Below are 26,198 nucleotides of genomic sequence, written 5' to 3'. Positions count from 1 at the left end.
AGTGCCTCACGCTCCCGTGTAGACGTCGAGCCACGTCGTGGCACCAGAAAGAACCTCAGCCCACGTCGTCCCCGCGTCCTTGACGGTCTGCCAGGTGCGGTCAGCGCTTCCGGTGACTCCGCCGATCGGGCGGTCAACTTCCGTTAGTGGAAGAATCCATGTGCGGTCGTGGAACTCCGCGTAGTCGACGATCGGAGCCGCTTGTACGTCGCCCACGGAGACGTACATGTCCTGTTCGCCCCACCCGGGAGGCCACTGGAGTAGAAGCGGGCTACCCGACTGGAGCACCCAATCGAGGGCTTCGCGATCCGCAGTAGTCTCTGTGACGACGGTAAGGTCCCCCGTCTTCCCTCCTCGTACGTCGCTGATGACAACGGGGAGGCGCCGGCCACGGACGCTGTTCACGCCCTGGCGAGCGGGTGTCGCCCACGTCGGCATGGGGGTTGCAACGGTGACCTTCACCGACCTCTGTGGAAGGCCCGGGTCCTTCAGCCAAACATCCGTGACCTCCGCGTCAAGGGTGACCGGGTCGGACGTGTAGGTCAGGCGGGTGACCAGGCCCGTATCCAGGAGCACCACACGCCACTGGACTGGGACGCCTAGCGGCGCCTCGTAGTCCGTCGCTACGGCGATGTCACCGGTGATCGGCTGCGTCACGAGGTCCGCGGACCAACCGCGAACGGGCTCAGGAGTCCGGCCGGAGACGACGCGGAACAGTGACCATTTGTACGTCGGCCCGCCCGCAGTGAGACCGCGGACTGTGATGGCCGCTCCTCCTGCACTCGCCGGGACCGCCTTAGCTGTGAGCCCCCCTACCTTCCACTCGGCTCGGTCCAGGTACCAGACTTCGCCGGCGGAGGCGTCGGGGACGATGACACTGAGGCTGACGGACACTGCGCCGTCAGGCGCGAGATCCGCCATGGTGCCAACGGCCCACGAACCCGCCGTTCGTATCCACGACTGCCACCGGGTACGGATCGGGGCTCCGTCGCCGTCCAGCCACTCAATGCGCGTCTGGTAGCTGCGAGTTGAGGAGCTGTAGAGCGGAGGTGCGAACTGATAGCCCACACCGGCTACGACGCCGGTCACTGGAGCCGTCACCGTGGCGATGAGGTCACCGCCGGACGCGACGAGCTTCAGGGCGTATCCGCCTCCGAGCACTTGCTCAGTGCTCTGCGTCTTCGTCCCACCCGCGACCGTCCAGCCAGATGCGTCCTGCTCGATGTCCGACGTGTTGTACGGCAGGAGGTTGCCCGCGACCATAAGCGCATTCGTTGGCGCGAGAACGATCCGGTCGTACACCCACTGTTGACCGGACGCCGTCGCCTGGGGAGACAAGGCGACGTGAGCGGTGACCGCTCCGGCCGGAGCGGCGGCGACGACAGTGCATCGCGTCCACTGGCCTCCGGCTGGCGTCCAGTCGGTCGAAGAGGTGCTGAGGAGCGTCCCCGCACCGTTGAGCCACTGGATTTGAACCTTCTGGGTCAGACCTGCGGTGCCTGGCGTGACCTGCGTGTAGGCCACGTACTCGACGCCCGGCGTCACTGCAACTGCCTGCGTGGTGCGCACGACACACGAGCCTGCGCCTGTGGACGTCAGTAGCAGGGACTGAAACCAGGTGTAGGCGGACGTCGAGACGGTGAGCGTGGACGGACCGGAAGCGGCCCACCCACTAGCGTCTATCTCCGCCGTCTCAACGTTGAAGCCCAGAAGGGTGGCGGACGTCGAGCGGGACGCTGACGTCAACCCGAGAAAGATCCGGTCCGCAAACCAGTTCTGGTCCGCGGCTGACGCAAGCGGCCGTATCACCACGTCCGCCGTAGCGGCTGTGCCAGGGGCGGTACCCACCGCCGCTACCTGATGCCAGGTGACGCCAGGCGCAGCGACGTACGGACCGGCCGATGTGCTGATCAGCGTCCCACCGGACGTGTGCCAGCGGATCTCTATGCGCGACATTGCGCCGGCGCCAGGCGGGAAGATGCTTGCGCAGGCCCAGTGCTCCGCGCCAGGAGTAACAGCCACCCGATCCGCAAGCCCGACTTGTACGTCCCCGCCTGCTACGGACTTGAAGAGCAGGCACTTCGTGCCCAGAGTTCCGCCGCTGCCCTGCGTCGGATTGGTTGAGTTGATCAGCGCCACCCACGCGGAGGCGTCAGTTTCGACGCTCTCCGCGTTGGCCGGCAGGAGGTTGCCCGCGATTGCCACTGTCAGCCCTCCCCAGGAGCGGGGTACGTCGGCCCCACAACCGACGGAGGGGTTGAAGGCTCGGGTTCGGTCTCCGGCTCGACGACTTCAGGCGTGTAGTCGACGATGGGCGGGACCATTTCGCCTTCAGTCGGCGTCTCGTCAGGCATCAAACCCACCTTCCGTTGTTGAGGTCAGTTGCGGTTTCGGAGTCGTACGTGTTGATCTCCGTTCGGACAATGTCCGTGATCTCGCGGTCACCGACGAAGACACGTACATCGGCCTGAACCGTCGTCGCCCCTCCGCCCTTGGAGGCGCGAATGTCGGACCACTGACCGGACGTGAACACGGGCTCCGGCTTGCCTGTCCCGTTCGCGACGAGGTTCAGACCGGGCTGCAAGAGGCCGCCGTCGTCGTACCAATGCGGGCTGCGGGACAGCCACTTCGAGTAAGCGGCCGACGGGGAGCCGTAGTCGGGCCGGTTCTTGATGTAGTCCAGGCCCCAACGGATCTGCGTGAAGGCGTTCGTCCTCCAGTCAGAGCCGGCGGACGCCATCTTCGACGCGGGAAGCGACTGAGGGATGCCGTACGCGCCAGAGCTGCGGTTCTCCGCATTCCAGCGCCAACCGCTCTCGCCCTGCCACAGCTTCTCCAGGGCGGGGAACTGGCTCTGCCCCCATCCGAACTGCCCGAGGATTCCCTTCGCGTAGCTCTTCGCCGAAGAGATGGACTTCGACGACGCGGTTCCCGCGCCTCCGCCCGTCAGGTATGGCATAGGGTCGACGGGCTTCCCATTGAGCAGCGCCTCCAGGTGGAGGTGTGGGCCCGTGACGTTGCCCGTCGCGCCGACTCGTCCGATCGTCTGCCCCTGCGCAACGTGCTGGTTGAGGCCGACCAAGATCTTCGAGAGGTGCGCGTACAGCGAGGAGAGTCCGCCACCGTGGTTGACCCTCAGATGGTTGCCGTACGGTCCCGAGCTGCCGACGCTCGACACTGTTCCGCCTGCGACCGCGCGCACTGCCGTGCCGACCGCTGCCGGGAAGTCGAGGCCCGTGTGATGTCCGGAGCTCCACATGTTGCCGGCCACGCCGAAGCGCGTGCCGTATGCGGCGTTGACCGGCTTCACCCACTGTCCGACTCCGCCTCCCGCGGAGAACATGTCAGCAACGGCAGAGACGATCTTGTCCCGCAGTCCGCCAACCATCTTCGTCGGGTACTTCGTCAGCGCCTTGCCCATGGGCGAGGTACCGACGCCGGACGAGACCTTCGCGAGGATGGGCTTGGTGAGCTTCGTCCAGATGCTCGACGGGTCACCAAGCAGATCCGCACCAGTCTTCGCCCAGTCGATCCCCTTGCCGACGACGTCAGAGACGGTGTCCTTCGTCCAGTCCCACGCGGAGCCGAGAATGCCCCCGGATTCGAGGAGCTGCGTCCCTGCCGCCTGATGGAGGGAAAGGGCACGGCTCCTGTACTTCGGATCTGTCGGGATGACATATTCCGGGTACCGGGGATTGCCCTCACCGACAATTGCCGTCGGCCGGTTCGTCTTCATCGGGCCAGCGACTGACCAGCCGTTTCCGACGGTTCCGCCAGCCTCCAGAAGCTTGGGAGCTGCGGGAAGTGCATCGAGACCAACATACTTCGCGACCTTGTCCCAAACGGCCTTGATACCGTTCGTGTAAACCCACTTGATGATGAAGTTTACGGGTGCCTTCGTGAGGTCGTTCAGCCTCGCCCACTGCTTTCCGATGTAGTCCTTTGTGATTCGGAAAGCATCACCGAGGAGGTCGAGGGCGGATCGGATAGCAGCGAACTGCGGTTTGATTCCCTTGTCGTACAGCCATCTCGCCTTATCGGCAATCCAGCCGGCAACCGGTGAAATCACCGAGTCATACAGCCACCGGAACTTATCCCCCACCCACTTCAGGTGATCCCAGAAGATTCGGAAGAATGGACTCAGTGCGTTCTTCCAGAGCCATGACGCTATTGTGGCGATAAGCTCGGCACTCGGACGGATTGCGCCGTCATAGAGCCACATGAACATATCGCCGACGTCCTGCACACCGTCCCATATGTTCAGGAGGACAGGCTTCAGGATCACGTCCCAGAGCCACCCGGCAATTACGGCGATGCTCTCGAAGGAAGGCTTTATTGCCGCCTCCCACAGCCACACCGCGATATCGCCGATGGCCTGAATGGCGATCCACAAGGGAGCCAGGACCAGCGTGATCAGCACTGCGAGGAAGATCTTCGCCGCCGTCCAAATCATTTGGAAGGACGGCCAAATTGCGTTCTGCCAGAGCCAGAGACAGATGTCTCCCAGATCCTTTAGACCTTGCCAGAAGTTCGTCAGGAATGGCTTCAGGACAGTATCCCAGAGCCACGACGTCGCGTCCTTGATGAACTTCCAGGTAGCGTCGACCGCATCCCGGAACCAACCGACGTTCTTGTATGCCCAGATAATTCCGAGGGCAAGAGCGGCGACGGCCAGAACGATGAACTGAATCAGCGGGACAATGCCCGTCGCCTGAAGCGCAACGGCCCATCCGGACGTCACCAGTGTCGCGCCCGCTACTGCAATCTGATAGATCGCCATAGCTGCGGCGAATGCCACCATGCCAAGCTGGATTGCCTTATGGACGGCGTAGAGTCCCCATAGGATCTGAATGACACCCGGAGCGTTCTCAGATATCCATGAGATACCGTCGAGGAGCGGCGTCAGGATCGCCATAGCGACTTCGCTCATTGGCGCCAACGCACTACCTAGGTCTAGTGCCGCTTCCATCAGATCGCCGAGGAACTCAGCGACGCCGGGAGATGTATCCTTGACGTACTGGAGGAAGTTCTCGAACTCCGGGGAGCCCTTGAGGTTCTTTCCCCAGTTGGCGAACCGTCCAGTGATGCGCTGCATCGTCGACGAGATGCCTTCCATGTGCGGAAGGAAGGCGTCGATGATTCCCGCCATGCCCGTCAGAACGTTACCGAAGGAGGCTCCCATACCGATGATTGCAGGCTTCGCGTTCTCCTGGATATCGGCCTTGAATCTCTGCCAGAAAGGCTCTTTCAGGTTGGCGCTCGCACGGTCCATCAGTTCGCCGATGGCATCCGCAGCCGCCTGCACGAGTGGCGTGAACGTCGGGAGGGAGTTCTTCGCACCGTCGACACCTCGCGTGAAGAGCGGGAGGACGTCGGGCTGAAGCTCCAGGGACCACGCCTTGAACGCCTTCGTCAGACCCTTCGGACCGGCGATTGAGTCGTATAGGTCGCGCTGCTCCGGCGTGAGCTTCGCCAGTGCCTTTCGGTACTCGTCGGCCTTCGTGATGGCCTTCGCCGTCGTGTCGGTCCCCGACAGTCGTGCGGACGTTACGCCCCGCTCTGCTGACTCGATGGACTCCGCAGCCTGGACTTGCGTATTCGCAGCGCTGTCTACGGCGTCCGCAAGGGAGCGCTGCGCGTCGGCTATGGTCCGCGCCGCCTCGACCTGCGCCTCTGCGGCGTCGCGCTGAGCGTCGGCAACGGCTTGCGTCTGATCCCTGACGTTCTGCTGAGCATCCGCGACGGCCTGCGTCGCCCGCTCGACGTCCTCGTTGCCGTTGACGCCTGCCTTACGCGCGGCCTCCGCATCCTTCTGGAGCTCCGCGTAATCCTTCTTCTGCTGTGCGGCGGCCTGGACCGACTGATCGTAGGCGAGCTGTGCACGCTGGAGCTGGAGCTCCGTTGACTTGCCGGCGTCGTACTCCGCCTGTACGCGGTTGAGTTCCTCCTGCGCCTCCTGGACGCGAAGGGTTGCGTCACGCTCGTCGAGCTTGCCTCGTTCGAGCTGCGCGTTCAAGTCGGCAAGCTGCTCTGTGGCGTCCTGCCGTGCACGGGTGAGCTCTTCCTCAGCCTGCCGTGACTGGCGCTTCGCGTCAGCGAGCGAGCGCTCAGCGCGCACAACGTTTTGCGCTGCCTGCTCGCGCTGCTCCATGGCACGGGCCGCAGCCTGGCCCAGGGCGCGTTCCGCGTCCTCCACCTGACGATTCGCCTGCGCGATGGAGCGGGCGGCGCTGCGGTGAGCGGAGGCTAGAGCCTGCTGAGCGCTCTCCATCTGAAGGGCACGCTGAGCCGCTCGGACGCTCGTAGCCGCGCTGTTGTCCGTCGCGGAGGCCGCTTCCTTCTCCGCGGCACTCTTCGCCTGGATTGCGGACGTCACGCCCTTGATGGCGGGGATGGCCGCAATGCCCAGTGCGCCGACGCTGACAGCCGCCACCGTTGCGGCCGATGCGATGGCTCCGATGCCTGCAAGGGCGATGGGGGCGAGTGGAATCGCCAGTACGACGCCCATCGCTACGGCCAGTCGGACAAGGGCCCCCTCCGCCCCCGACGTGTCAATGTCGATGCTCGACGCGTCGACAGCCGCAATCTCTGCCCGGATCTCTGCCAGTGCCGCGCGAGCGGTCGCCGTGTCGGCCCGGACATTGACATCAGTGTGGTTGGCGCCGAGACGCTTCAGCTCCACGTCAATGCGGATGATCTCCGCTTCCGCGGCCTTCGCGTCGATGTCGACACCGATGGTCTTCCGGCTCAGCGTCTCCATGCGGGCACGAAGGCGAGCAAGATCAGCGTTGAATCCTGTATCGCTGAGCCGGACGTTCGCCTTCGGCAGGGATCGGAAGGCGACTTCGAGGCGGTTCTTGATGGACCTGGCGAACGCTCCGCCAACTTGATCACCCTGCCGGCGTGCCGCTTGCTGCCCTGCCTGGCCACCGTGGTTGATGGCCGACGGGATCGCGATCACGATGTGATTCGAGATCGCGTTGCCCATGCGTCGGCCAGCCTCCGCGCCGACACTGTCCGCGGCGGGAAGCACCATCGCCTGTAGCTTCGCGTGCAGCGCCGGAGCGATCGGGACCACGTCGACGGCTACTGTCCCGACGATGTCCAGGTTGTTGGCCATCACGCCTCCTTCGGCTGGTGTCTCAGCCGCGGGTCAAGTGCGCGGCGCTGCTCGTCTGTGAGCGAACTGCGCGACGTCTGCGCGCTCTTCGGCGGAATGCCGGGACGTGGAGTAGGTGTGAACTCACCGGGTTTGCCGCCGTTCGCGGCGACCATGACCATGCGAAGGAGTCGGATCTCGTCCTTCACGGACGCGAGCAGGGTTTCCGTGCCGCTCCACGGCGCCATGTCCGGTCGCCCCTCGTCCGTCGAGCGCTCCAGCTCCTCCGCCGGGATGGCGTTGCGAATCGCGGTCTTCGTCGCGGACTCCGGCGGGAGGTGCTCAATCCAGATCCGCAGCGTGCGGAGGGAGAGCGTCCCGCGGTACACGTCCAGCACTCGCGCGCCGGGGTAGTACCGCGGGATGTCAGCTTCTAGCGCTTCCGCGTGGTCCGAGAGGACCGCGTACGTGCTCCAGACTTTCCCGGGGCCTCCCCGGCGGACTCCATGGCCGCGGAGGTGAAGGCGTTGATCTCGTTGAACGTGCAGTCGGCCTCGACGAACGCCGTGACGTCGTCAGGGTGGAGCGCACCCTCCGCCCACGTGTCGTAGTCACCCAGGCGCAGGGCCCGGAGGTACGACGGCCTCCAGTTGCCGACGGTCTTCACGCGGAGCGTCTTCTCACCCAGGGGCGCCGTGACGTACTCCTCGGTGGCCTCGGTCTCCTGCGCCTCGGCGGGGGTCACGGTGGTTTCAGACATGCGCGGGTCTCCTAAGTCAGTGATTGTGGAGCTGTGGTTCTGGCGCGGGTCGGTGTGTGGCTGAAGCGGGGCCCGGACCCGCGCAGATACAGGCCCCGCTAATCATTGGCGTCAGCCGGCGGGGAAGAAGCCCGACACGTCCACGTCGCCGTAGTCGATGGCACGGTTCACGGCCTTCGACGTCGCGCCCCTGTAGAAGCGGAAGGTGAGCTGAACGGGCATGACGTCAGCCGTCTGAGGCTGCTCGTCACCGCGCTCCACGACCTTGCCGTTCGGCATGTACAGGCGCATGCGCTTGTCGCCGTCGAGGGTGTCGAACACGAAGGCGTAGCGGAGGTCGTTGGGCTTGTCGGGGAAGTCGTACGCGGCGATGCCGGTGACCTCGTCCGGCTCCAGGGACGCGACCGGGACGTTGTCGTACAGCGACCGGACGAGCGGGTTCAGACCCTCCAGGAAGGTGACCTGAAGGCTCTTCGTGCTCTTGGTCATCAGGGTCCGGATAGGCTCCAGTGAGCCTGCGGCGTCGACGTCCTTCGACTCCTCCTCGATCTTGAAGAGGCCGCCCTCCGTCGTGACCCAGCCGAGCATCTGCCACGGGGTTGCAGGGTCCGCGAAGCCCGTGGGCTTCACCGTGTTGAGCGCGGCCATGTACACGAGGTAGTCAGTTGCGCCGAACGTCAGATCGGCATTGCGGGTATCCGCCATGAGCCCTCCATGGGCATGCGAGAGACCCGCAGCGCCTCACGGACGAGCGGGTCAAAGTGTCAGTGGTTTACGCGTCCCGGAGGCTCACGGTGTACGTGGCTCCGCGACGGTGGATCGCCGGATTTACCCATGGCTGCCGAGATGGGCCGGAGTCGCATCGGACGTGCCGGATCACAGCGCCGTTCACGGGGCCGCGGAGGGCGAGGAGCGCGTCACGGAGGACGTTCGCTAGGGTTCGTGCCTCGTCGGCCGTGGCGGCGAAGACGTCGACGTACACCCGGGGGTGTACGCTGAACATCTCGTCAGCTCCCCCGCCCCGCTCGATGCGGATGACGGGGAGGAGCGCCTCCAGGTCGTCAGGCGTTTCGGACGCGCTGAAAGCGCCGGTTGTCGCCTCAGCCCACGGCGCAAGCACGGTCTCGATGTCAGGCACTGTTTCCCGCCTTCATCGTGTCTATGGCGCGTTGCATGACGGCGTATCGCGGGACCCGTCCGTCGCCCTTCTCCACGCGCCACGCGTGCGGAGCGGTGTTGACCAGCCGAGCACCTGCGCGCATGCGTGGGTTGCCCCGGAACGGTACGTTCTTCCAGAGCGGAAGGACGTCGAAGGACTCCTTGTAGAGCCCCGGATGCTGATCGCCATCCGCGGGGTTGCCCACGGGCGAGAGGGACTCAGTGATGCCCTTCATCTCGACGGCTGCCTTGCGGCACGCGCGCTGGATTCCGGGACGCTGGAAGAGCTTGCCGATACCGGAGTACCGGCCGGTGTACTTGGAGCGGAAGGTCGTCATCCCGTCACCCGCTTCACGTACGCCTCGACGCGCGCGAGCGACGTCAGGGGGAAGATCAGCGGTTCCCCGACAACCTCCCACTTCTCCGCGCCGCGAAGGATGCGATCCGTCGGCCGGACGTCAGTGCCGAGCGGGGCGGCGAGCACGCGCCTCGACTCGACGGTCATCGACGCGTCCTGCGTCTCCGAGGAGCTGCCGACCGTGACCCCGTAAGGGCTCACGATCCCGCAGTGCTCCACGGTGATCTGAACAGGCGGACCGGGAACGTAGGAGCCAGTGGAGTCCCGGACCCGCGGCCCTGGACGCTCGATGATGAGCGTCTCTGACAGGAGTTGGGCAATCAGACTCACTGCGCCCTCCAGACCGTCACCGGGGGAGTTGCGTCCTCGGGTGCGATGTCCAGGGACGAGGCGCCGGACGACATGCCGACGGACCTACGGAGACGCTTCCGCTCGTCCTCCGAGAGGATCACGCCCGTCTCGGAGTCGGCGTAGGACACGAGCATGCCGCCTGCCTGCTCCGACCGAACTCCCGAGGGGTTCGTCAGAATGCGCGACGCCACCATGAGAGCGACCGACTTGACCCCGCGCTGTGGCGGGTCCGTCAGCCGCTCCCCCACCTCGCCGTAGAACGCGTCTTCGGTCAGGGAGTGGGCCAGCGCGCATTCGTCGTCAGAGAGCGGCCTCTTAAGCAGCGTCCGGAGCTCACTCGGCTCGAACAGTGCCACTGCCGGCCGCCTTCCGCCGTGTCGCCGCGCGCTTTACGGGCTTCGACTCAGGCTCGGGCTCGGAGCGGGAAACGTTTTGCGTTGGCGCCTCCGCCCACGCCTTGGGGTTCGTGATCAGGGGCTCCGCCCACGTCGGGACCTCGTCCGCGGGGCCGAACACGTGACTCACGCCGTCTGCGTCCGTCACGTGGACGTTCGTTGCCAGAGTTGCCATGCGTAAGTGCCTCGCGTTTCTGGTCAGAGGACGTCGGCGACGAACGAGAGGTCGGGAGCCGCGACGACAGGGAGGACGATCGCGGTCGCGCGCGTCCATACGGTCTGCGGGTCCTCGGACTTGTAGGCGCCGACAGCCACGCCGGCAGCGTCGCCCTGGAGGCCGTACCGTGGGTCGTTGGCCTCGACGGGCACGCCCCAGAGGGTCTTGCCGAGCGCCTCACCCTGCGCGGGCAGGAAGGCGAGCTTGTCTTCGGGAGTGACTCGCGTGGCTACGCCGTCGACGGACACCTTCGCGTCGTAGATCGTGATCGGCGGAATGTCGAAGTCGCTCAGGATGTTGCCCAGGTCGTCCTTCGTCAGGACGGTCGGAGCGAGCGGGTTACCCCGGTATGCCAGGTCGCGGAGCTGCTTGTTCCGCCGCAGGAGGTTGTAGATCTTGCGGGACATCAGCGTGACCGCCGGAAGCTCCCCGTTCGTGTCGTTGTAGACGTCAAGCCACGACTGGAAGTAGTCGTAGGCGAGGGACGTTTCCGTCGAGGCGAACGCGATTGCGGCCGAGACGTTGTGCGCCGGGTTGCGGCCGTAGTCGACGCCGGCCGACACGCGGTTCTCGTTGATCGTGACGCTCGCGTTGAAGATGGCGTCACCCCGAGCCAGTTCCGCACGGGCCGCGATGGCGCTGACGCCCTTGATCGCGTCCGCCTCCATGGCGTCGCGGATCTCCGCGGCCTGCGAGTCGACGTTCCGCATCTTGATCTGGTCGTACTCTCCGAGCGGGTACTTCCGCGAGATCGGAGGCAGTTCGCCAGTCACGCGCGAGGCGCCCGACCGGGAACCGATGTCCGACTCAGCGTCGAACGCGCGGAACACGGCCGCCTCGACGAGGCCCCCGCCACCCTTGTTGAAGCGGTAGACGAGGTCGTTGATCGTGTCGTTCGGGAGCCAGCGGTTCAGGGAGAAGGTGTTCTCCTCCCGATCCCGCAGGGCCTCACGGGCGTACCCGGTCAGCTCCGCCGGGGTGGCGTACTCAGTGATGAGCTGCATGCTCTACCTCTCAGACGAAGACGACGCGGGCGCCGATGTCGGCCTTGCCGGCGGCGTCGATGGTGACGGGAAGCTTCGCCTCACGGATGAAGCAGTGCAGGAGCATCGAGCCGACGACCTTCGTCGACGTGACGGCACGGGCGTTGACGTCCTGCGCCGTGAAGAGGAAGCCCACGGCGGTCTCACGGCCATCAGCGGCCGAGTTGTCGTACGGCCCATAGAGGCCAGTCGCGGTCACCTTGCCAAGCGGAATGCCGCTCTTAATGAAGCCCGCCGGGTAGTGGGTGTTCGCCGTGAACTTGGTGACGTCGAGCGTCACGCTCACAGGCGCGTCGGTACCGTGCTGGCTCCCCAGCCAATCCCGACGGTCCTGAACAAAGCTCTCAGTCTTCAGGCTGAGGTCCATACGGATCCCTCCGTGTTAGGTGGTTACTTGCCGTGCTTCGCGCGGTAGCGGTCTGCGCCCGCGGACACGGTGGATGTGCTGCCGACGTCGCCTCCGCGGTTGCCGCCCGAGCGTGGCGCTCCGGAGCCGTCGACCTGGCCGTTACCAGCGGCGGGGACCAGCGCCTTCAGCGCGTCCGCACTGGCCTCCAGCTCCTCGCGCGTGGTGCCCGTGATGAACGGGGCGTGCGCGGGAGTCAGTTCCTTCTCGCCGATGACCTTGAGCTTCAGGAGCTCCGCGGTCGCAGTCGCAGCCGTCGCGGCGTTGATCGCAGCGAGAGCCGCAGCGTCGTCGCGCTCCTTCTGGAGTCGCTCCGTGTCGCTCAGTTCCGACGCCTTACGGGTGTTCAGCTCCGTCTCAGCCGCTCGCAGCCGCTCCAGCTCCGCAGTGTCAGGAGCGGCCTTCGCGGTCGTCTCCCACTTCTTCGAGTGGTAGCGCCAGTACGCGGCCTGATGCTCCGCGGACATGTCCGCAACCTTCGTGTTCTCGGGGTAGCCGTGCTCGTTGACGGTCGAAGCGCCTCCCCCGCCTCCACCAGCGCCCTCTTCGCCCTCGAACAGGGTCCAGGGCTGAGCGGCGAACGTGAGGAGGTGGTTGCGCGCAAGAGTGCGTCGGAGCATGCGGAGTTTCCCCTGTCGGGAGTCGTCGGCCCATGGCGGGCGTCAGGTCGGGAGGTTGATGTCGTCAGGGCCCGTGAAGCGTTGGCCCCGATAGCCCAGAACGGGCCCGATCTCGCCGTGATCGTTGGCGATGATGAGTTTTCGGTAGTCGACCGCGCGGCCTCCACGGTCGAAGGTTCCTAGCGCGTCTTCCACGAGTTCGTGAATCCGCTCCAGCCGCTCTTCGTCGATGACCTGGCCCGGGTCGTAGTCGGCCTCGACGGTCTTGACGAGGCAGTCACAGCCGGGGTGGATGGGCGCCAGGTCTTCCTTGCGGTAGCGCTGCGTCGAGGCGATCATGCAGAGCGCGCAGTCGTACTCGCCCTGAAGCTCGCGGACGGTGTACTTGAAGCGCGGCATGTCAGCCGACACTTCTCGCACCGTGTGCGTCCGGGCTAGCTGGAGATCCGTTTTCGCGATCGTCTCCAGGCGGTGTGACCCCTGGTTGAGCGCGTCGTCAAGGGAGGCACCCTTACCGAGCGCCGTCCACATCTCTTTGAACGGACGCTCATAGACCTCCTCCGGGTCGACGCCGCGTAGGGCTGTACCCGTCACAGAGTCGAGGTCCAATGACACCCTGTGGGTATCACGGCCCGTCTCGCGGTAAAGCTGCTCCAGGTACGAGGCCGTCAGGGTCGCGATGTTGCGTTCGCCGGCGAGGATGATGGGGAGCGCCTGTCGCCGGAAGCGGCGTACGTCAGCGTCCCGCCAGGACCCGAGCCCCGTGAAGGATCTGTTGACGCGTCCCAACACGCTCGTCCAGGTGCCCCGGACGGACGTGCCGTAGCGGAGGTCAAGCCGCGTTAGCGTCATCGGGCTCCCTCGTGACCACAGACCTCTGGTCACGGGCCGCGCGGGCGTCGGCAATGTTCGTCGGCTGAGGAGCCGCGGGGTCGGTAGCCGTCTGCGCGTTCATCGCGTCCGCCGCACGGTCAATCTCCATGCGGGAAATCTGCTGTGGGGTGTAGCCCATGTCTTCCATGCGCTGACGCCACGGGACGCCCGCCGCACTCTTCTTCACGGCAGCGTCAGCGAGTTCGGAGACGGTGCGGGACTCAGGGTCACGCCACACGGTCTCCAGGTCGAACGCGTCTGCCTTCGCCGTCTCGCCCAGTACGCGGAACGCGAGGCGCATGACGTTTTCCCATGACTCGCCGTAGGCCGTCTGTCGGTCTCGAACCTTCGCGACGAGACCAGTCTCCGCAGCCTTCAGAGCGTCGCCGGAGACGTTCACTACGGCGCCAATGAGGTAATGCGGGGGCGTGCGGCTGATGGCCGCAAGATCCTGTACCGCAGCCTCGACGGCGCGGACGTACGGGACGAGGTCAGTTGCGGAGAACTCGCCGAACTTGACCTCAGGGTCTTCCGTCGTCCAGAGCTTCCGGATATCCAGCTGGAAGGGCTGGAGCTTCTTCCCGGTGATGGGGTCTTCGTCGACCTCCAGACCTGCGGCCCACCGCTGCCTGAAGGCGCCGTACTTCATGGCGGCTATCAGGTTGATCAGCGACAGGTTGATGCGGTTCTGGACGCTGAGTATGTCCTCGTGCTCCGCGAACCCGACCGCCCGACGGTTGCGCCGGTTGATGAAGGGAACGAGGGGGACGAGCTTCAGCGCGTTCAGCACCTCAGACTCACGCGTGTTCGGAAGCGCGAAGGCGTCCCAGTCCTTCAGCTCCGCAGCACGCGGAGCGAATACAGGGTTCTCGCGCTTCGTGATGAAGCCGTAGATGCGCTCGGGAGTCCACAGCGTCGCGCGGGTGCTGCCCGTCCAATCGTCGCGCCAGAGCTTCAGACCAGCCGCAAGCCGGCGGTGATTGCCCTGCTCGTGCTCGACGACGACTTGCCGCGGAGTCTCGTGCGTGAGGACCGGACGACCATCGTCGCCCTCCTCGACGAGGACGAAGGCACGTCGCTGCGAGAGGGCGCCGTAGTGGACGAGTCCCGAGTCAGCACGCATTCCGTTCTCACGCCAAATGCGGTTGGCGTCCTCGTCGGCCTTGACGCTGTCCTCGTCACCGTCGGTGCCGCCGAAGCGGAAGCCGTCGACGCCGAGACGCTCGACTGGGGAGTCCAGGACGAGCGACGTCCAGTTCGTCCGCGCGTCCTTCATCCACTCCGCGATCTCGCGCGGGTCGATACCTGGGACGTGAGGTAGCGGGGCTTTACCCTCCGCGTACTTCGTGAGGGTGTTCAGCCCTGGAGTGACTTCGCCCTCGTCGTCGCGGGAGTCGTCACGCTCGTCGAGCAGCTTCTTACCGAGCCTCTTGAGCCACCATCCCGGGGACTCCGGCTGTTCGGCATCGACAGGCATTCACGCACCCCCTCAGAAGGCATGGAGTTTGGACGATCGCTTCTTGCGCTTTGTGATTCCTGCGGCCACGGCATCGGCGCGGCATTCATAGGCCAGGACAGCCGCCATCGCGGCGTCAATCTTCTTGGGCGACTTCGGGTGTTCCTTACCGATGCCCATGTGGTTGCGGCCCATTGGCCGACGCTTAGCGTTCAGGACGTGACGGGTGAGCGTGGCCCCGAGCTTCGAGTACTCCGACTCGTCGTCATCTGCCTTTTCAGTCCCGGCGAACGAGAGCGCCTTGTCGTCGACGGCCTCCACGAAGCGGTCTAGCGCGTGCTCCATAGCCGTCGGGCGGTTGGTCCACCATTCCAGCGGACGGGACTGCGTGGCACTGAGCTGAAGAACGTCGCTGTACTCCGACGTCCACTTGTCTACGTAGTCTTGCCAGTGCGGCGGGTCGCAGTAAAAGCCGCAGACCTCGTAGCGGTCGAAGGCCCGAGCAACGGCGTTGTCGACTGCCTCGCGGTCGACTTGCCACCCTTCACCCTCGTGCCCTTCGGGCTTCTCCCAGACGCCGAGTAGCTGAAGGTGTCCGTCGGAAACGCGAACGGCGCACAACGCCGTGGAGTCGTCTCGGATGGAGCCGTCGAAGCCGAGAGTGACGAGGTCACCGGGTGCGAGCTCCTCCGGCCGGCGGCAGATCTCCCATGTGTCGGAGTCCATCCATGAATCACTGGAGGAGGTCCGGGAGTTGAGGAAGTAGCGCTTACCGTCCGCAGAGTCGTTACGCAGGTCGTAGAAGTCGTCGACGAGCGTTTCAAGGTCCATCCACTCCATGGCGTCGCCGTAGGAGTCGATAAGGGCCGCGCGTAGCTCGTCCTCGTTCTTGAGGTCCTTGCAGACGCCATACCGGTGGTCGTAGAGGAGACGAGCGCGACCGCGCTTCTTCTTCCCCTCACGAATGGCTTCGGCTTCCTCGTAAGTGCGCTCAGCGACGGAGTCTTGCCCTGGGGCGAACATCGTCGTCGTTTCGAGGTACCACGTCCCGGCGCCCTTTTTCCTCTTGCGGAGGTTACGGGTGACGGTCGCGTACATGCGCCGAAGTTCGGGGGTGTTGTAAAGGTGGGTTTCGTCGAAACAGACCCACGTCTCTTTACCGCCGTCCTTCGACGAGGACGAGGCGGTCGACGGCGTTATCTCTCCGCCGTCGGGAAGGTTGATCTTTGTCAATCCGGGGTCAGCGCCCGGGATTTGCGAGAGAAGCGACGCCTCGTCGGTCAGGTTGAAATGGATGGTGTCGAAAACGTTTCCGGTCTGCCCCTCCTCCGTCGCCATGATGCGGAGATAGGGGACCCGGACCGGACGGCCCATCGGCTCGCCCTGCTCGTAGACGTACTCGAAACCGAGCCCCCACGGGTCGCGGTAGACCTCCCCGCCTTCAGCCCAACCGCTGAAGCGGCAGGGGCCGAACGCCTCGAAGAGGCCGATGCGCGCGCCCAAGCCGCTCTTGTCGCAGCCCTTCGGGCGGGAGAAGAACGCCGAGTCGTACAGCAGCTTGCCGGCGTGGTCGTCGACCGCGTAGCAGTCCACAACGAAACCTGTGTACTCGTCGCCATGCCGCACCGGTTCGCCTTGGACGTCACCGGGGCCGTGAACGACGAAGTACTCCATCCATGCGACCGCCATCCACCCAAGAGAGCGGGAGCGATCGTGACCGGGGGCGCGCACGGTGACGTGCGGCACGCGGTCTCCTAGCCTGTGAGACGCGCTCTGCGCGAGTTGATGTCAGTTACCCCGTCGGGGCGCTGTACGGGCGTCTGGCGGCCTCCTGTGGGCTCGTCGACCTTGAGCTTCAGACGGGCCCTGTCCTCCGGCGTAGCGCCGAATTTCGCGCTTCTCATGCGCACCTCGGAGAGGAACTCCCACTTGCCTTTTGTCCAGGCCGTGTGGTGCATGAGAGCAGCGTCGAGGAGGAACGCCCAGTCGGTCTCAAGGAAGCTCGCGGCCATCGGAGAAACGCGCCAGGTGTGCCACCAGCGCACGGTCATCTCGTGCCACTCTTCGTCACCCGGGAGTACGCCCTCCGGCAGCTCAGGGCCGCGGAGTTCACCGTCGTTGACGATGACGGTCTCGGGGTCGGTGGCGTTGCGCCTGCGCCGCTTCGCAGGGTCCTTCGGAGCGGGTCCGCGGCCGGCCATCAGGCACGCTCCGGCCAGTGCCAGGAGCCGCCCTGAGGCTCTGCTCCTGGGACTCTGTCATTACCGTCCCACTCGTCGTAGGTGGCTCGATTGAAGAACATCCCCGACGGGTTCAGCACTGCCAGACCAAGGAGCCATCGCCCGTCAGTGCCGTTGGGGCAGCCGTCGAACGGCTCATCCTCCAGGAACTCGGGAACCTCAGTAACGATGGCTGCACGACACTGTGAGGCGTACTCGCCGCCGGGCGTGCCGTAACTGACGTAGTGGACGATGCGCCCGACACTCGGCGTCATGGGTACCTCCCGGGTATGAACGGCAACGCCGCCCATGTCGGGAGCTACGCCGTCAGCTTGGAAACCACCGCGGAGAGGTCCGCGAGGATGGACGGGCAAGAGCCATGTCGGCGACCCGTCATTGCGATGTACCGGCCGGTTCCGTAGATCTCTACGGCCGTTCCGTCGGGGCGTCGGATGCGCCGTCCCTGTCGGACGTCAGCGCGGCCCCAGATGTGCAGTCCGTCGCCGGACGGGGACACCTCTACGTAGGTGGCGCCCGCGTCGCGAACGACGGCAGCAGCCCACGGGGCGAGACGCCCGGTAAGCGGATTCAAGCAGTGGTCCAGGTCGATACAGACCACGTCGTCGACGTCGGAAAGGACGAAGCCCAGACCGACGCCCGCCACGGATTCCGCGGCGTTCTTGTAGGTGCTCCAGGTTCGAGGATCCGTGCTTGACGCTGCCCTGCCGGTAGTCGTCAACGGCCTCTTGTCGCCGGCTCGACGCACCCACCTGTCGCGGGACGTCAGCTCCAGCGGGAGCGAGCGCGCAGCCTTCGCCGTCGCGCGGGATAGCGCCTTACGGCACCGGGGCGAGCACGTGCGCGTGTGCGAGCGGGCCATGATCGGCAGCTCGTTCGGGCACATCTCGCAAGTCTTGGGCACGTCTCTATCATAGATGCGGCCGGTCACACTTTCAACCCCCTCACCTGCGGAAACGTAGTTGAATGATGCGGCCGGCGAGTCACGCTTTCACCCTCCGCGGCACCCCCAGATACCCCTAGGAAGCCCTGTGTGGGCGCCTGACGGCCGACCAGCACAGGGGGCGGAAGTGTGACTATTTGGATCCCCAGACCCGTACAGAGCGCGAGACCCAGCACCTTTACGGTCTTCTAGATCGTCCGGAGGGGATCACCCCCCTGGTGATCATGGTCATTCGATCTTGGCAGCGAAGCCGGCGCGGGACTCTCGACGCTCACCGTCGGCGAGCTCTCCTCGGATCTCCAAGCGACTCGGGACGAGGACGAGCGTGATCGTCGTGACCTTGCCCGGCCCGCTATCTCCGACCTCGATCTTCGGCGCACTCAACAGCGTTCCGACGTCAACACCGTTGACTATCGCTCGCGTCGGTATCAGTCCGTCTGCTCCCGTGTCTCCTGCCTCCTCCAGCACCACGTGTGCACCACTCATGGGCTAGTCCTCCAGGGCAGGATGGATGGGCTTGGGTCTGTCCATACGCACGCGCGTGAGAGCCGCTGCTCTGCCGCCCTCACTGGCGCTCTTACGTGCGTGGCACCACCCACACAGTGCCCTCAAGTTCCCCATGCTGTGGTCATCACCAGCCTCTATGTGGTCCACATCCGTAGCCTCTGCCCCACACAGGCGCCCGTCAGAGAAGGGCATCTGACACACGTGCTTGTCCCTGTGCAGGACACGGCGACGCAGGGAAGGCCAGTTGCGGGGAAGGCGCGTGCGCCGTGTGCTGCCGTGCCACGCCACGTGACGTCACCTCCCGCTACTCTGTTCGGCCATGGGGATATTTGGGGGACGGTCCACGTCGACCGACAGGCACGCAGAGAAGGCGTACAAGCGCGGGGATCAGGTCTACACACGCGTCATCCACGCCATACCTGGCCGCGTAGACGGCGGGCTAGGGATGGCCATCAACAGGATTGAGGCGTCCGGGTGGAAGCTGGAGCAACAGACCGAAGGATCGAAGGTCCAGGCTGGTTTCACACAGCAGTACTGGACGTGCACATTCAGGGCCGTGCCGGTTTGACGTCACCGACCCCGGTTACGCGTGCTGCATGCGATTCCTGGGGCGCTTGTGGAGCCGAGGCCCGCGCGGTGTAGACAGGGCTGCCTTGAAGGCACGTCGACGTGGCGACGTCACGCACGTCCGCCGCATCCGCTTCGAGGGTCCGATGATGCGTCAGGCTGACTACATCGCGGGCATCGAGGCCGCAGGTTGGCGACTGGAGGGCACGAAGGAGACTCGGGATGGTGACGTGCGGGACGTCGTCATGACGTTCCTCGCCGTCGATGGTGATCCGAACTCCAGAACGTAGGCAGCCCCGCTCTCCGGGAACGCTCCTCCGGGGCGGGGCTGGTCTGTCGGGACGGTGCGAGTTGAACGCACGACCGCTCGCTCCCAAAGCGAGTGCTCTACCAAGCTGAGCTACGTCCCGTTGACGGTGCCTGCCAGCGGCGCCCGAGTGGTGTTGGGCCCGGTCTGGCCTTACGGCTTGCGGACGGTTTCAGGCGGCCACTCCCTTACCTGCGTCCTGCGTCCTGTGCCTCCGCCCGGCACTGGAGCCCCCGGCGCGAGTCGAACGCGCGACCTCTGCTTTACGAGAGCAGCGCTCTGACCAACTGAGCTACGGAGGCAGCGACGAGCCGTCGCGGACGGGATTTGAACCCGCGACAGTGCCCTCCAGTGACCGCACGGGTGTGGAGGGGTGTTCTACCGGGCTGAACTACCGCTCCGGCTCGTCGTGGGCAGGCGAACCACATCACCCCTGCCCGTGGGCACCCCGACCGCTATACGCAACCCGGTGCCGTTCCTGACGTAGTCGCGACCGGATTTGAACCGGCGTTTCCCCAGACGTGGCCACTTGCCCCGAAGGGCGGGACTCGATCCCTGCTGTGTGGGGCGTGCTCGGCCTCTACACCACGCGACCTACCAGGAGTGCTGTGCGAGCACTCCCACGAGACACAGCCACCCACGATTCAGGGCTGCCAACACCCGCCGCACGCTAGGCGTCGGGCTGTGTCTCGTCAGTGAATGGGGCCGGAGTCGAACCGACCTGCGCGGATCATCGGGCACTGCGGCCCTACCTTTTCGCCACCATGGTCAAGGGGAATCGAACCCCACACCGTCGCCAGACGGACGCCCCGAATCGAACGGGACTACGCTCGCCACTCCATCCACGGACGTCAGCGGTCCGGAATCGAACCGGCACCCTCGCAGGTTGGGGATTGCGTCCCCGTCGGCCGCACCAATAGCCGACACACCGCGCTGACGTCCTCGTCCACCGGGATCGCCCGGTGGGAAATCTACTGCGACTCTCGGTCGCGACGCTCCATCGCACGCCTCGTCCGTCCGCTCAGGTACCGGAAGGGCGTTGGCCGTACGGCCTGGCGCCGATACCGCCCTATGGCGTGCCCGGGACACCAGCCGGCTATGACGGCGTCTTCCCGGCAGTCCGGGTCTTTGCACGATGGTCGGATGACGTCGGGCACATCCATGAAGCCTCCCCAGAACCCAGAGGCGACGGCTGCCGCTCCTGATCTAGTTATGGGGCGCTGGAGGTCAAATGTTTGGTTCAGAGCCGACGTCGCTCAACCGTGCTGCACCCCTGGAGGAGAGTGCAGGGGAGCACAGGAGCGACGTCGGCTGAGGGGGAGCGGGGCGCCGCGCTACTCGTCGGCGCTCGCCACGTCCTCCCCCTCCTACTTACGTAATGGGGCGTCGGTTGGTCGCGCATGGGTCGTCGCCCGCCTCCGACAGGCTTGACGCAAACTGCCAAACTAACCCCCTATTTTCCTTTCCTCTTAACGCGTGTTAGAGAGAGTTAGAAATAGGGGTTAGTTTGGCCAGTTGGACCGCAGAACGGCCAACATAGCTACGGTCAGTGAGAAGTGGTCAGATTCCCGTGACCCTCTGGAGTTATCCACAGAAGCCTGTGGATAAGCGGGATGCTGCTCGACGTGGGCGAGGGGCCGACGGAGGGCGAGGAGACATCGGGAGCCCTGGAGGTGTGCCCAGGGCTCCCGTGAGTGTTATGTGCTCGTTACCTGTTGACGTCCGTCTCCTCGTCGGCGATGGCCTCCAGCTCCCCCGCAGCGTCCGCGAAGAACTCCGCCGTGACGTCGAACGACATCCTCGACTCGTCGAGCGAGCGCCACCCCCCGCGCGTTCCCCGCTTCACGCGTACGACGACGCCGCAGTCCAGGAGGAGCGCGCGCCGCTCCAGGTCGTCGCCGGCGTCCCACATCTGTGCGTAGGTCGCGGACTGCTCCTTGACGATGGTCTGCGCCTCCGTCTTGGGGCGTGTCTCCAGCTCCGCTAGGCGGGCGTCGAGGGCGTCATGGAGTTCTTGCCATGCCGCGATGCCTGCGCGGGACTTCTGCTTGCCACGCTCCGCCAAGTGCGCCTTAAACTCCGTGTCCGTCTCTTCGATCTCCGGACCGGGGTCATAGCCAGGGATCGTGACGTGTTCGAGCACGCGCACGCCTCCGAGCCTCCGGAGGAACTTCCGTTCGGTGTACTCCTCCGCCCATGCTTGCTTCAGCGATGAGGGCGCCGGGCACTGGTTACCTGGACTGAACCCCTGGCACACATAGTTCTGCGCCTTCGCGCGTCGCTGGAGGTACATCTTCCCGCCGCATCCGTCGCACAGAAGGACACCAAGAAGGGAAGCGTTCGTGTCCTTTCGCTCGACGGGCTGACGGGCCCGCTCGCCGAAGAGCGCGGATATGTGGTCGAACTCGGTACGCGTAAGGATCGGCTCGTCAGTGAAGGGCACTGGGACGCCGGTCTGCGTCTTGCGCACTACCTGACCCTTGTAGGTCTTCCACCCCAACATGGCGTGGTCCGTCAGCATGCCCTTGATGATGGCGCCGGTCCACCCTCGTCGAGCGCTGACAGGCTCCTCCGCGGTCTCCTCCTCGGCTGCCTCGTCCGTCAGTTCCTCGTCTGCTGACGTCGCTGTCTGAGCCGCGCGTAGTTCGGCACGCTTCTGCGCCCAGTACCGGCGGGGCGTGAGGATCCCCTCCGACGTCAGCTCGATCGCAATGGCAGTAGGAGACTTGCCTTTCCCCTCGGAGCTTCCGCCCCCCTTCAAGTCACGGATGATTCGCTGAATCACCTTGACCGCGTATTCGTCGGGCTTGAGCGTCCAGCCTCCGCCCTCAAGTCGGTGAGGCTCGTAGCCGTATGGCGGACGGCCACCCTTCCACCGGTTCGTCATTTGCCGGATAGCCGCGTGAGCGCCGGTCACTCGCTCTTTGGTGCTGACTCGCTCCACCTGAGCGGCGAACGCAAAGAGCATCATCATCAGTTCCGCCATGGGATCCATGGGGTTGCGGAAGTCGAAGATGAGCCGCCCGGCGTTTCCTACGCCCTCGTCAAAGACGAGCATCTTCCGGTGCTCTTTCGCCCACTTGGCGAGATCATGCATATCCGACATCGACGCAATGGCGCGGTCAAAGCGCCACCACACAATTGCGTCGTATTCGTCGGGACGCGCAAGCCACTTTCCCAACTGAGGGCGGTTGAAGGGGCTGAACTTGAGAGCCGAAATATCTAGGTCGACGGCCTCTCGAAGACTGTCGCCTTCACCGAACTCGATGTTGAGTGCTGCGGCCGACTTGTTGTCGGCCTCCCTCTGCCGCTCGACGCTCGTTGACGAGTCGGTGAGCACGGACAGACGGATCGCGCGTAGTCCGCGCAAGGGCTGAGCCATGGGGTCCCCCTCCAGGAACCACCAGAGTACTTCACAGAGTTCGTGGTTGCGCACGTACTGCGGTCAGGAGCTGTACCGCTTCTGGCAGGGCACGAACGAGTTCTGCCAGGTCAGCCAGTGACGGACTTGCGGACCTTCTCGCGCTTCACGTAGTACCAGCACATGTTGGACGACAGCCCCGCGAGCAGCACCCAGACGATCCCCAGAAAGTCGCCCTGGACGAAGGAGACGACCGCCGCGGCCACGGCGAGGAGGCAGACGACGAGGGCGTAGAGGGCGAGGCGGGGCATGGGGTGGTTCTCCTGTCGGGGGACACTGCACTGCTTGCTGTACTGCTGCTTGCTGTACTGCTGCATGCTGCGGCTGCTTGCTGTATTGCTTCGCCGAACAGTGTCCCCCATGCGCTCATCCGCTCACACGTCGCCGCTCACACGTCGGTGATACGGAGTCCCGCGTGCGCCTTGTAGCGGCGGTTCACGGAGATCAGGTTGGCGACCAGCGACTCGACCTGGTGGGCGTTGCGCAGGCGCCCGGAGAAGATGCCGCGCATGCCGGGGATGCGGCCGGCCAGCGCCTGGACGATCTCCACGTCGTCGCGTACCTCGCCCAGGACCATCACGTCGGTGTCGATCTCCTCGACCTCCGGGTCCTGGAGGAGGACCGCCGACAGGTGGTGGAAGGCGGCCGTCACCCGCGAGTCCGGCAACAGCGCGGCGGCCTGCTCGGCGGCGCTGCCCTCCTCCGGTTTCAGCGCGTACGCGCCCTTCTTGTCGAAGCCGAGCGGGTTGACGCAGTCCACGACGAGCTTGCCCGCCAGTTCCTCGCGCAGCGACTCCAGGGTCTTGCCGTGCCCCTCCCACGGCACGGCGACGATCACGATGTCGCTGCGCCGGGCCGTCTCCGCGTTGTCGGCACCCTCGACGCCGTGCCCGAGCTCCTCGGCGGCGGCCTGGGCACGGTCCGCGGCGCGCGAGCCGATGATCACCTTCTGCCCGGCCCTGGCGAGCCGGTAGGCGAGGCCCTTGCCCTGCGGGCCGGTGCCCCCCAGCACGCCGACGACCAGCCCGGAGACGTCGGGCAGGTCCCAGGGGTCCTTGGCAGGGGCCTTCTGTGCACTGTCGGTAGAGGTCATGGGCCGACTTTACGTCCGCATTGCCCACGGTGAGGGGCCGGGTGAGCCGCTTCACAGGTACGTACCGACGCTCACGAGGGAGCGCGGCCGACGTCATGGGAGCCCACCCGCCGGGCAGCTGCCCTGCCCCTTGCCCAAGTGGGGCGAATTCAGGCCGAACCGCTGCCGGTGAGGCACCGGTTGAGGCAGGATTCGGTCACATGGATGCCGTACGGGTCGCATTGCTGCGCGAAGTGCTCGCCGGAACCGAGTGGTTGGGGGCGACGCGCCGGTTCGCGGGGGCGCTGCGGGGGTCCGTGGTGTCGTACGGCGGCGGACTGCTGCTCGTCGGCACGGCGGAGTACGAGCCATGGCATCTCGCGGCCCACCTGGTGGACGAGGCCGCGTGGTCGGGGACGCCGGAGCTCGCCCCGACCCTCGTACGGCACGACGCGCGCCCGTCCGACCCCGCGCATCTGTCGGTCGGGCCGGGGCGGTTGGCCGCCGCGCGGCGCGGCGAGACGCTGCTGGTCGTCTCGCCCCGGGGACCGGGCGCTCCGCTGCTGGAGCGGGTGCACGACGCCCGGCGGGCCGGGGCGACGGTGCTGGCGCTGGGCGACGGCGGGGCCGAACTCACGGCCATGGCCCACGAGTCTCTGACCGTGCCGGACGGGGCGGAACTGGATCTGGACAGCGTGCAGCACCTGGTGAGCGCGGCGGCCGGCGAGAACGCGCTGCCGTCTCCCTCACGGGGGCGCCGGCGTTTCCGGGACAGGCTGTCCAGGCTGGCGGACGCACTGACGGCACCGCCCCCTGCCCGCTGGTGACCTTCCCCGCCCACCGACCCACCCCTCTGCCTCGCTCCAAAGACGCTCGTGCGAAAAGCAGTTGCCCGGCATCACCCCGCACCCGACCATGACGCCTCATGACGGACGACGCCGCCGAGCCCCCCACACCCCACTCCCCCGCCGACGCCCCGCCCTCCGGCCTTCGCGCCCTCCTCCCCGATCTCGCCCCCTGGCGGACCTCCCGTGACTTCCGGCGGCTGTGGTACTCGGGGCTGATCTCGAACTTCGGGAGTTTCCTCACCTTCGTCGCGCTGCCGGTGCAGGTGAAGGAGCTGACCGGGTCGGCTGCGGCGGTGGGGGCCATCGGGGCCGTGGAGCTGGTGCCGCTGGTGGTGTTCGGGCTGTACGGCGATGGGGGTCCCCCCATGCCCTTAAGGCTATGGGGGAGCTTGCGGACGCGTGGGACAAGCGGAAGCTGATCATGTGGACGGAGGCCGGGCAGGGGCTGCTCAGCGCGGTGCTGCTGGTGAACGCCCTGCTGCCGGGCCCGGCCCTCTGGCCGCTGTACGTCGTCGCCGCCCTCTCCTCCGCCCTCGTCTCCGTGCAGCGGCCCGCGCTCGACTCACTGTGGCCGCGGATCGTGGCCCACGAGCACCTCACGGCGGCGGGCTCCCTGAACGCCCTGCGCTGGACGGTCGGCGGGGTCGCGGGCCCGGCGCTGGCGGGTGTGGTGGTCGCCTACGCGGGTCTCGGCTGGGCGTACGGCGCCGACCTCGTCACCTTCGTCGTCTCCGTGGCCCTGGTGGTCCGTATCGCCGCCTCCCCCGCCTCCCACGAGGCGGCGAAGCCGTCGCTGAAGGCCATCGCCGAGGGCGCCCGGTACGCCTGGAGCCGCAAGGAGCTCCTCGGCACCTACGTCGTCGATCTCGCCGCGATGTTCCTGGCGATGCCGCTGGCCGTGCTGCCGTTCCTCGCGGACGAGTTGGACGCCGAGTGGTCGCTGGGCCGTGGGGGTCCCCCCATGCCCTTGAGGCTATGGGGGAGTACGCCACTGTCCCGGCCGGAGCGATGCTGGTGAGCCTGACCAGCGGCTGGACCTCGCGGATCCGGCGGCACGGGCGGATGGTGGTGCTGGCGGCCGCGCTGTGGGGCCTGGCCATCGCGGGGGCCGGGCTCGTCGGTGACGTATGGCTGGTGCTGCTGTTCCTGACCCTGGCCGGCGGCGCCGACATGGTGAGCGGCATCTTCCGCGGGGCCATGTGGAACCAGACGATCCCGGACGAGCTGCGCGGGCGGCTCGCCGGGATCGAGCTGCTGTCGTACTCGGTCGGACCGACGGTGGGTCAGATGCGGTCCGGTGGTTTCGCGGCCTGGCTGGGAGTGCGGACGTCGGTCTGGTCGGGCGGGCTGCTGTGCGTGGGCGCGGTGGGGCTGCTGGCGCTGTGCCTGCCGAAGCTGATGACGTACGACGTGCGGACGAACGAGCACGCGGTGCGGCTGCGCGAACAGCGCGCGGCAGCCGCACCCGTCGAAGCGTGATCGGTCAGTCGTCCCTACGTTGTTCATCGGGATGAGCGAGCCATTCGTAGGGTTGGCTCACCCAGGGGCGCTGGGTGTGGC

General features: G+C 66.1%; 24 protein-coding genes, 3 tRNA genes and 1 pseudogene. 3 read left to right on the top strand and 25 right to left on the bottom strand.

Annotation, left to right across the window (positions count from 1 at the left end; all coding sequences use genetic code 11):
* Positions 1-6: 6 nt before the first annotated feature.
* From AC5P09_RS07425 to AC5P09_RS07335, 19 genes are all read right to left on the bottom strand, one after another.
* Positions 7-2,205: a hypothetical protein gene (locus tag AC5P09_RS07425; protein WP_493873032.1), complete on the bottom strand. Its 2,199-nt coding sequence runs from the start codon at positions 2,203-2,205 to the stop codon at positions 7-9.
* Between the two features lie 148 nt (positions 2,206-2,353).
* The gene (locus AC5P09_RS07420; RefSeq protein ID WP_493873031.1) at positions 2,354-7,120 is read right to left on the bottom strand and encodes an aggregation-promoting factor C-terminal-like domain-containing protein; all 4,767 of its coding nucleotides are present in this window, start codon (positions 7,118-7,120) and stop codon (positions 2,354-2,356) included.
* Positions 7,120-7,497, bottom strand: coding sequence for a hypothetical protein (locus AC5P09_RS07415; RefSeq protein WP_493873030.1), 378 nt, complete (start codon positions 7,495-7,497; stop codon positions 7,120-7,122). The genes AC5P09_RS07420 and AC5P09_RS07415 overlap by 1 nt, the downstream gene beginning before the upstream one ends.
* A gap of 35 nt (positions 7,498-7,532) precedes the next feature.
* The gene (locus AC5P09_RS07410; RefSeq protein WP_493873029.1) at positions 7,533-7,859 is read right to left on the bottom strand and encodes a hypothetical protein; all 327 of its coding nucleotides are present in this window, start codon (positions 7,857-7,859) and stop codon (positions 7,533-7,535) included.
* Positions 7,860-7,970: 111 nt separating this feature from the next.
* A complete protein-coding gene (locus AC5P09_RS07405; protein ID WP_493873028.1) occupies positions 7,971-8,564 on the bottom strand; it encodes a phage tail tube protein in 594 nt (197 codons plus the stop codon).
* A gap of 67 nt (positions 8,565-8,631) precedes the next feature.
* On the bottom strand, positions 8,632-8,997 hold the full coding sequence (locus tag AC5P09_RS07400; protein WP_493873027.1) for a hypothetical protein: 366 nt from the start codon (positions 8,995-8,997) through the stop codon (positions 8,632-8,634).
* Positions 8,990-9,355 (bottom strand): hypothetical protein, encoded by a 366-nt coding sequence (locus tag AC5P09_RS07395; protein WP_493873026.1) that lies wholly within the window; start codon positions 9,353-9,355, stop codon positions 8,990-8,992. The genes AC5P09_RS07400 and AC5P09_RS07395 overlap by 8 nt, the downstream gene beginning before the upstream one ends.
* Complete coding sequence (locus AC5P09_RS07390) at positions 9,352-9,705, bottom strand: hypothetical protein (protein ID WP_493873025.1); 354 nt, start codon at positions 9,703-9,705, stop codon at positions 9,352-9,354. Before AC5P09_RS07390 ends, AC5P09_RS07395 begins: the two co-directional genes overlap by 4 nt.
* Positions 9,702-10,082, bottom strand: a complete 381-nt coding sequence (locus AC5P09_RS07385; protein ID WP_493873024.1) for a hypothetical protein — start codon at positions 10,080-10,082, stop codon at positions 9,702-9,704. The genes AC5P09_RS07390 and AC5P09_RS07385 overlap by 4 nt, the downstream gene beginning before the upstream one ends.
* Before the next feature lie 237 nt (positions 10,083-10,319).
* Positions 10,320-11,342 carry a major capsid protein gene (locus AC5P09_RS07380; RefSeq protein WP_493873023.1) on the bottom strand — a complete coding sequence of 341 codons (1,023 nt, stop codon included), beginning with the start codon at positions 11,340-11,342 and terminating at the stop codon, positions 10,320-10,322.
* 10 nt (positions 11,343-11,352) lie between these two features.
* Entirely contained in the window at positions 11,353-11,748 is a 396-nt protein-coding gene (locus tag AC5P09_RS07375) for a head decoration protein (RefSeq protein ID WP_493873022.1), read from the bottom strand.
* A gap of 23 nt (positions 11,749-11,771) precedes the next feature.
* A complete protein-coding gene (locus tag AC5P09_RS07370; RefSeq protein ID WP_493873021.1) occupies positions 11,772-12,407 on the bottom strand; it encodes a hypothetical protein in 636 nt (211 codons plus the stop codon).
* 42 nt (positions 12,408-12,449) lie between these two features.
* A complete protein-coding gene (locus AC5P09_RS07365) occupies positions 12,450-13,259 on the bottom strand; it encodes a hypothetical protein (protein ID WP_493873020.1) in 810 nt (269 codons plus the stop codon).
* Positions 13,240-14,757: a phage portal protein gene (locus tag AC5P09_RS07360; protein WP_493873019.1), complete on the bottom strand. Its 1,518-nt coding sequence runs from the start codon at positions 14,755-14,757 to the stop codon at positions 13,240-13,242. Before AC5P09_RS07360 ends, AC5P09_RS07365 begins: the two co-directional genes overlap by 20 nt.
* A gap of 12 nt (positions 14,758-14,769) precedes the next feature.
* Positions 14,770-16,425, bottom strand: coding sequence for a terminase large subunit domain-containing protein (locus AC5P09_RS07355; RefSeq protein ID WP_493873018.1), 1,656 nt, complete (start codon positions 16,423-16,425; stop codon positions 14,770-14,772).
* A 65-nt stretch (positions 16,426-16,490) separates the two neighbouring features.
* Positions 16,491-16,937 carry a phage terminase small subunit gene (locus AC5P09_RS07350; RefSeq protein ID WP_493873017.1) on the bottom strand — a complete coding sequence of 149 codons (447 nt, stop codon included), beginning with the start codon at positions 16,935-16,937 and terminating at the stop codon, positions 16,491-16,493.
* Positions 16,937-17,230: a hypothetical protein gene (locus AC5P09_RS07345; RefSeq protein WP_493873016.1), complete on the bottom strand. Its 294-nt coding sequence runs from the start codon at positions 17,228-17,230 to the stop codon at positions 16,937-16,939. Before AC5P09_RS07345 ends, AC5P09_RS07350 begins: the two co-directional genes overlap by 1 nt.
* Before the next feature lie 44 nt (positions 17,231-17,274).
* The gene (locus tag AC5P09_RS07340) at positions 17,275-17,859 is read right to left on the bottom strand and encodes a bifunctional DNA primase/polymerase (RefSeq protein ID WP_493873301.1); all 585 of its coding nucleotides are present in this window, start codon (positions 17,857-17,859) and stop codon (positions 17,275-17,277) included.
* Between the two features lie 285 nt (positions 17,860-18,144).
* The gene (locus AC5P09_RS07335) at positions 18,145-18,387 is read right to left on the bottom strand and encodes a hypothetical protein (protein WP_493873015.1); all 243 of its coding nucleotides are present in this window, start codon (positions 18,385-18,387) and stop codon (positions 18,145-18,147) included.
* 689 nt (positions 18,388-19,076) lie between these two features.
* Here AC5P09_RS07335 and AC5P09_RS07330 point away from each other — a divergent pair.
* Positions 19,077-19,280, top strand: coding sequence for a hypothetical protein (locus tag AC5P09_RS07330; protein ID WP_493873014.1), 204 nt, complete (start codon positions 19,077-19,079; stop codon positions 19,278-19,280).
* A 46-nt stretch (positions 19,281-19,326) separates the two neighbouring features.
* Here the strand turns inward: AC5P09_RS07330 and AC5P09_RS07325 are convergent.
* The 6 genes from AC5P09_RS07325 to npdG all read right to left on the bottom strand — a co-directional run bounded on the left by AC5P09_RS07325 (position 19,327) and on the right by npdG (position 23,811).
* Positions 19,327-19,400, bottom strand: a tRNA-Pro gene (locus AC5P09_RS07325).
* A gap of 122 nt (positions 19,401-19,522) precedes the next feature.
* A tRNA-Thr gene (locus AC5P09_RS07320) sits at positions 19,523-19,599 on the bottom strand.
* Between the two features lie 182 nt (positions 19,600-19,781).
* Positions 19,782-19,892, bottom strand: a tRNA-OTHER gene (locus AC5P09_RS07315).
* 1,113 nt (positions 19,893-21,005) lie between these two features.
* Positions 21,006-22,637: a recombinase family protein gene (locus tag AC5P09_RS07310; protein WP_493873013.1), complete on the bottom strand. Its 1,632-nt coding sequence runs from the start codon at positions 22,635-22,637 to the stop codon at positions 21,006-21,008.
* A gap of 152 nt (positions 22,638-22,789) precedes the next feature.
* Complete coding sequence (locus tag AC5P09_RS07305) at positions 22,790-23,035, bottom strand: hypothetical protein (protein ID WP_493873012.1); 246 nt, start codon at positions 23,033-23,035, stop codon at positions 22,790-22,792.
* Between the two features lie 71 nt (positions 23,036-23,106).
* Complete coding sequence (npdG, locus tag AC5P09_RS07300; RefSeq protein ID WP_406492405.1) at positions 23,107-23,811, bottom strand: NADPH-dependent F420 reductase; 705 nt, start codon at positions 23,809-23,811, stop codon at positions 23,107-23,109.
* Positions 23,812-24,011: 200 nt separating this feature from the next.
* Between npdG and AC5P09_RS07295 the strand changes: the two genes are divergently transcribed.
* Together AC5P09_RS07295 and AC5P09_RS07290 are read left to right on the top strand one after the other, a co-directional pair.
* Positions 24,012-24,617, top strand: coding sequence for a hypothetical protein (locus tag AC5P09_RS07295; RefSeq protein WP_493873011.1), 606 nt, complete (start codon positions 24,012-24,014; stop codon positions 24,615-24,617).
* A gap of 98 nt (positions 24,618-24,715) precedes the next feature.
* A pseudogene (locus AC5P09_RS07290) lies at positions 24,716-26,117 on the top strand (MFS transporter).
* The last annotated feature ends 81 nt before the right edge of the window (positions 26,118-26,198 follow it).

It is taken from the genome of Streptomyces sp. a15 (assembly GCF_059026085.1).
This window is presented reverse-complemented; position numbering and strand designations above follow the sequence as displayed.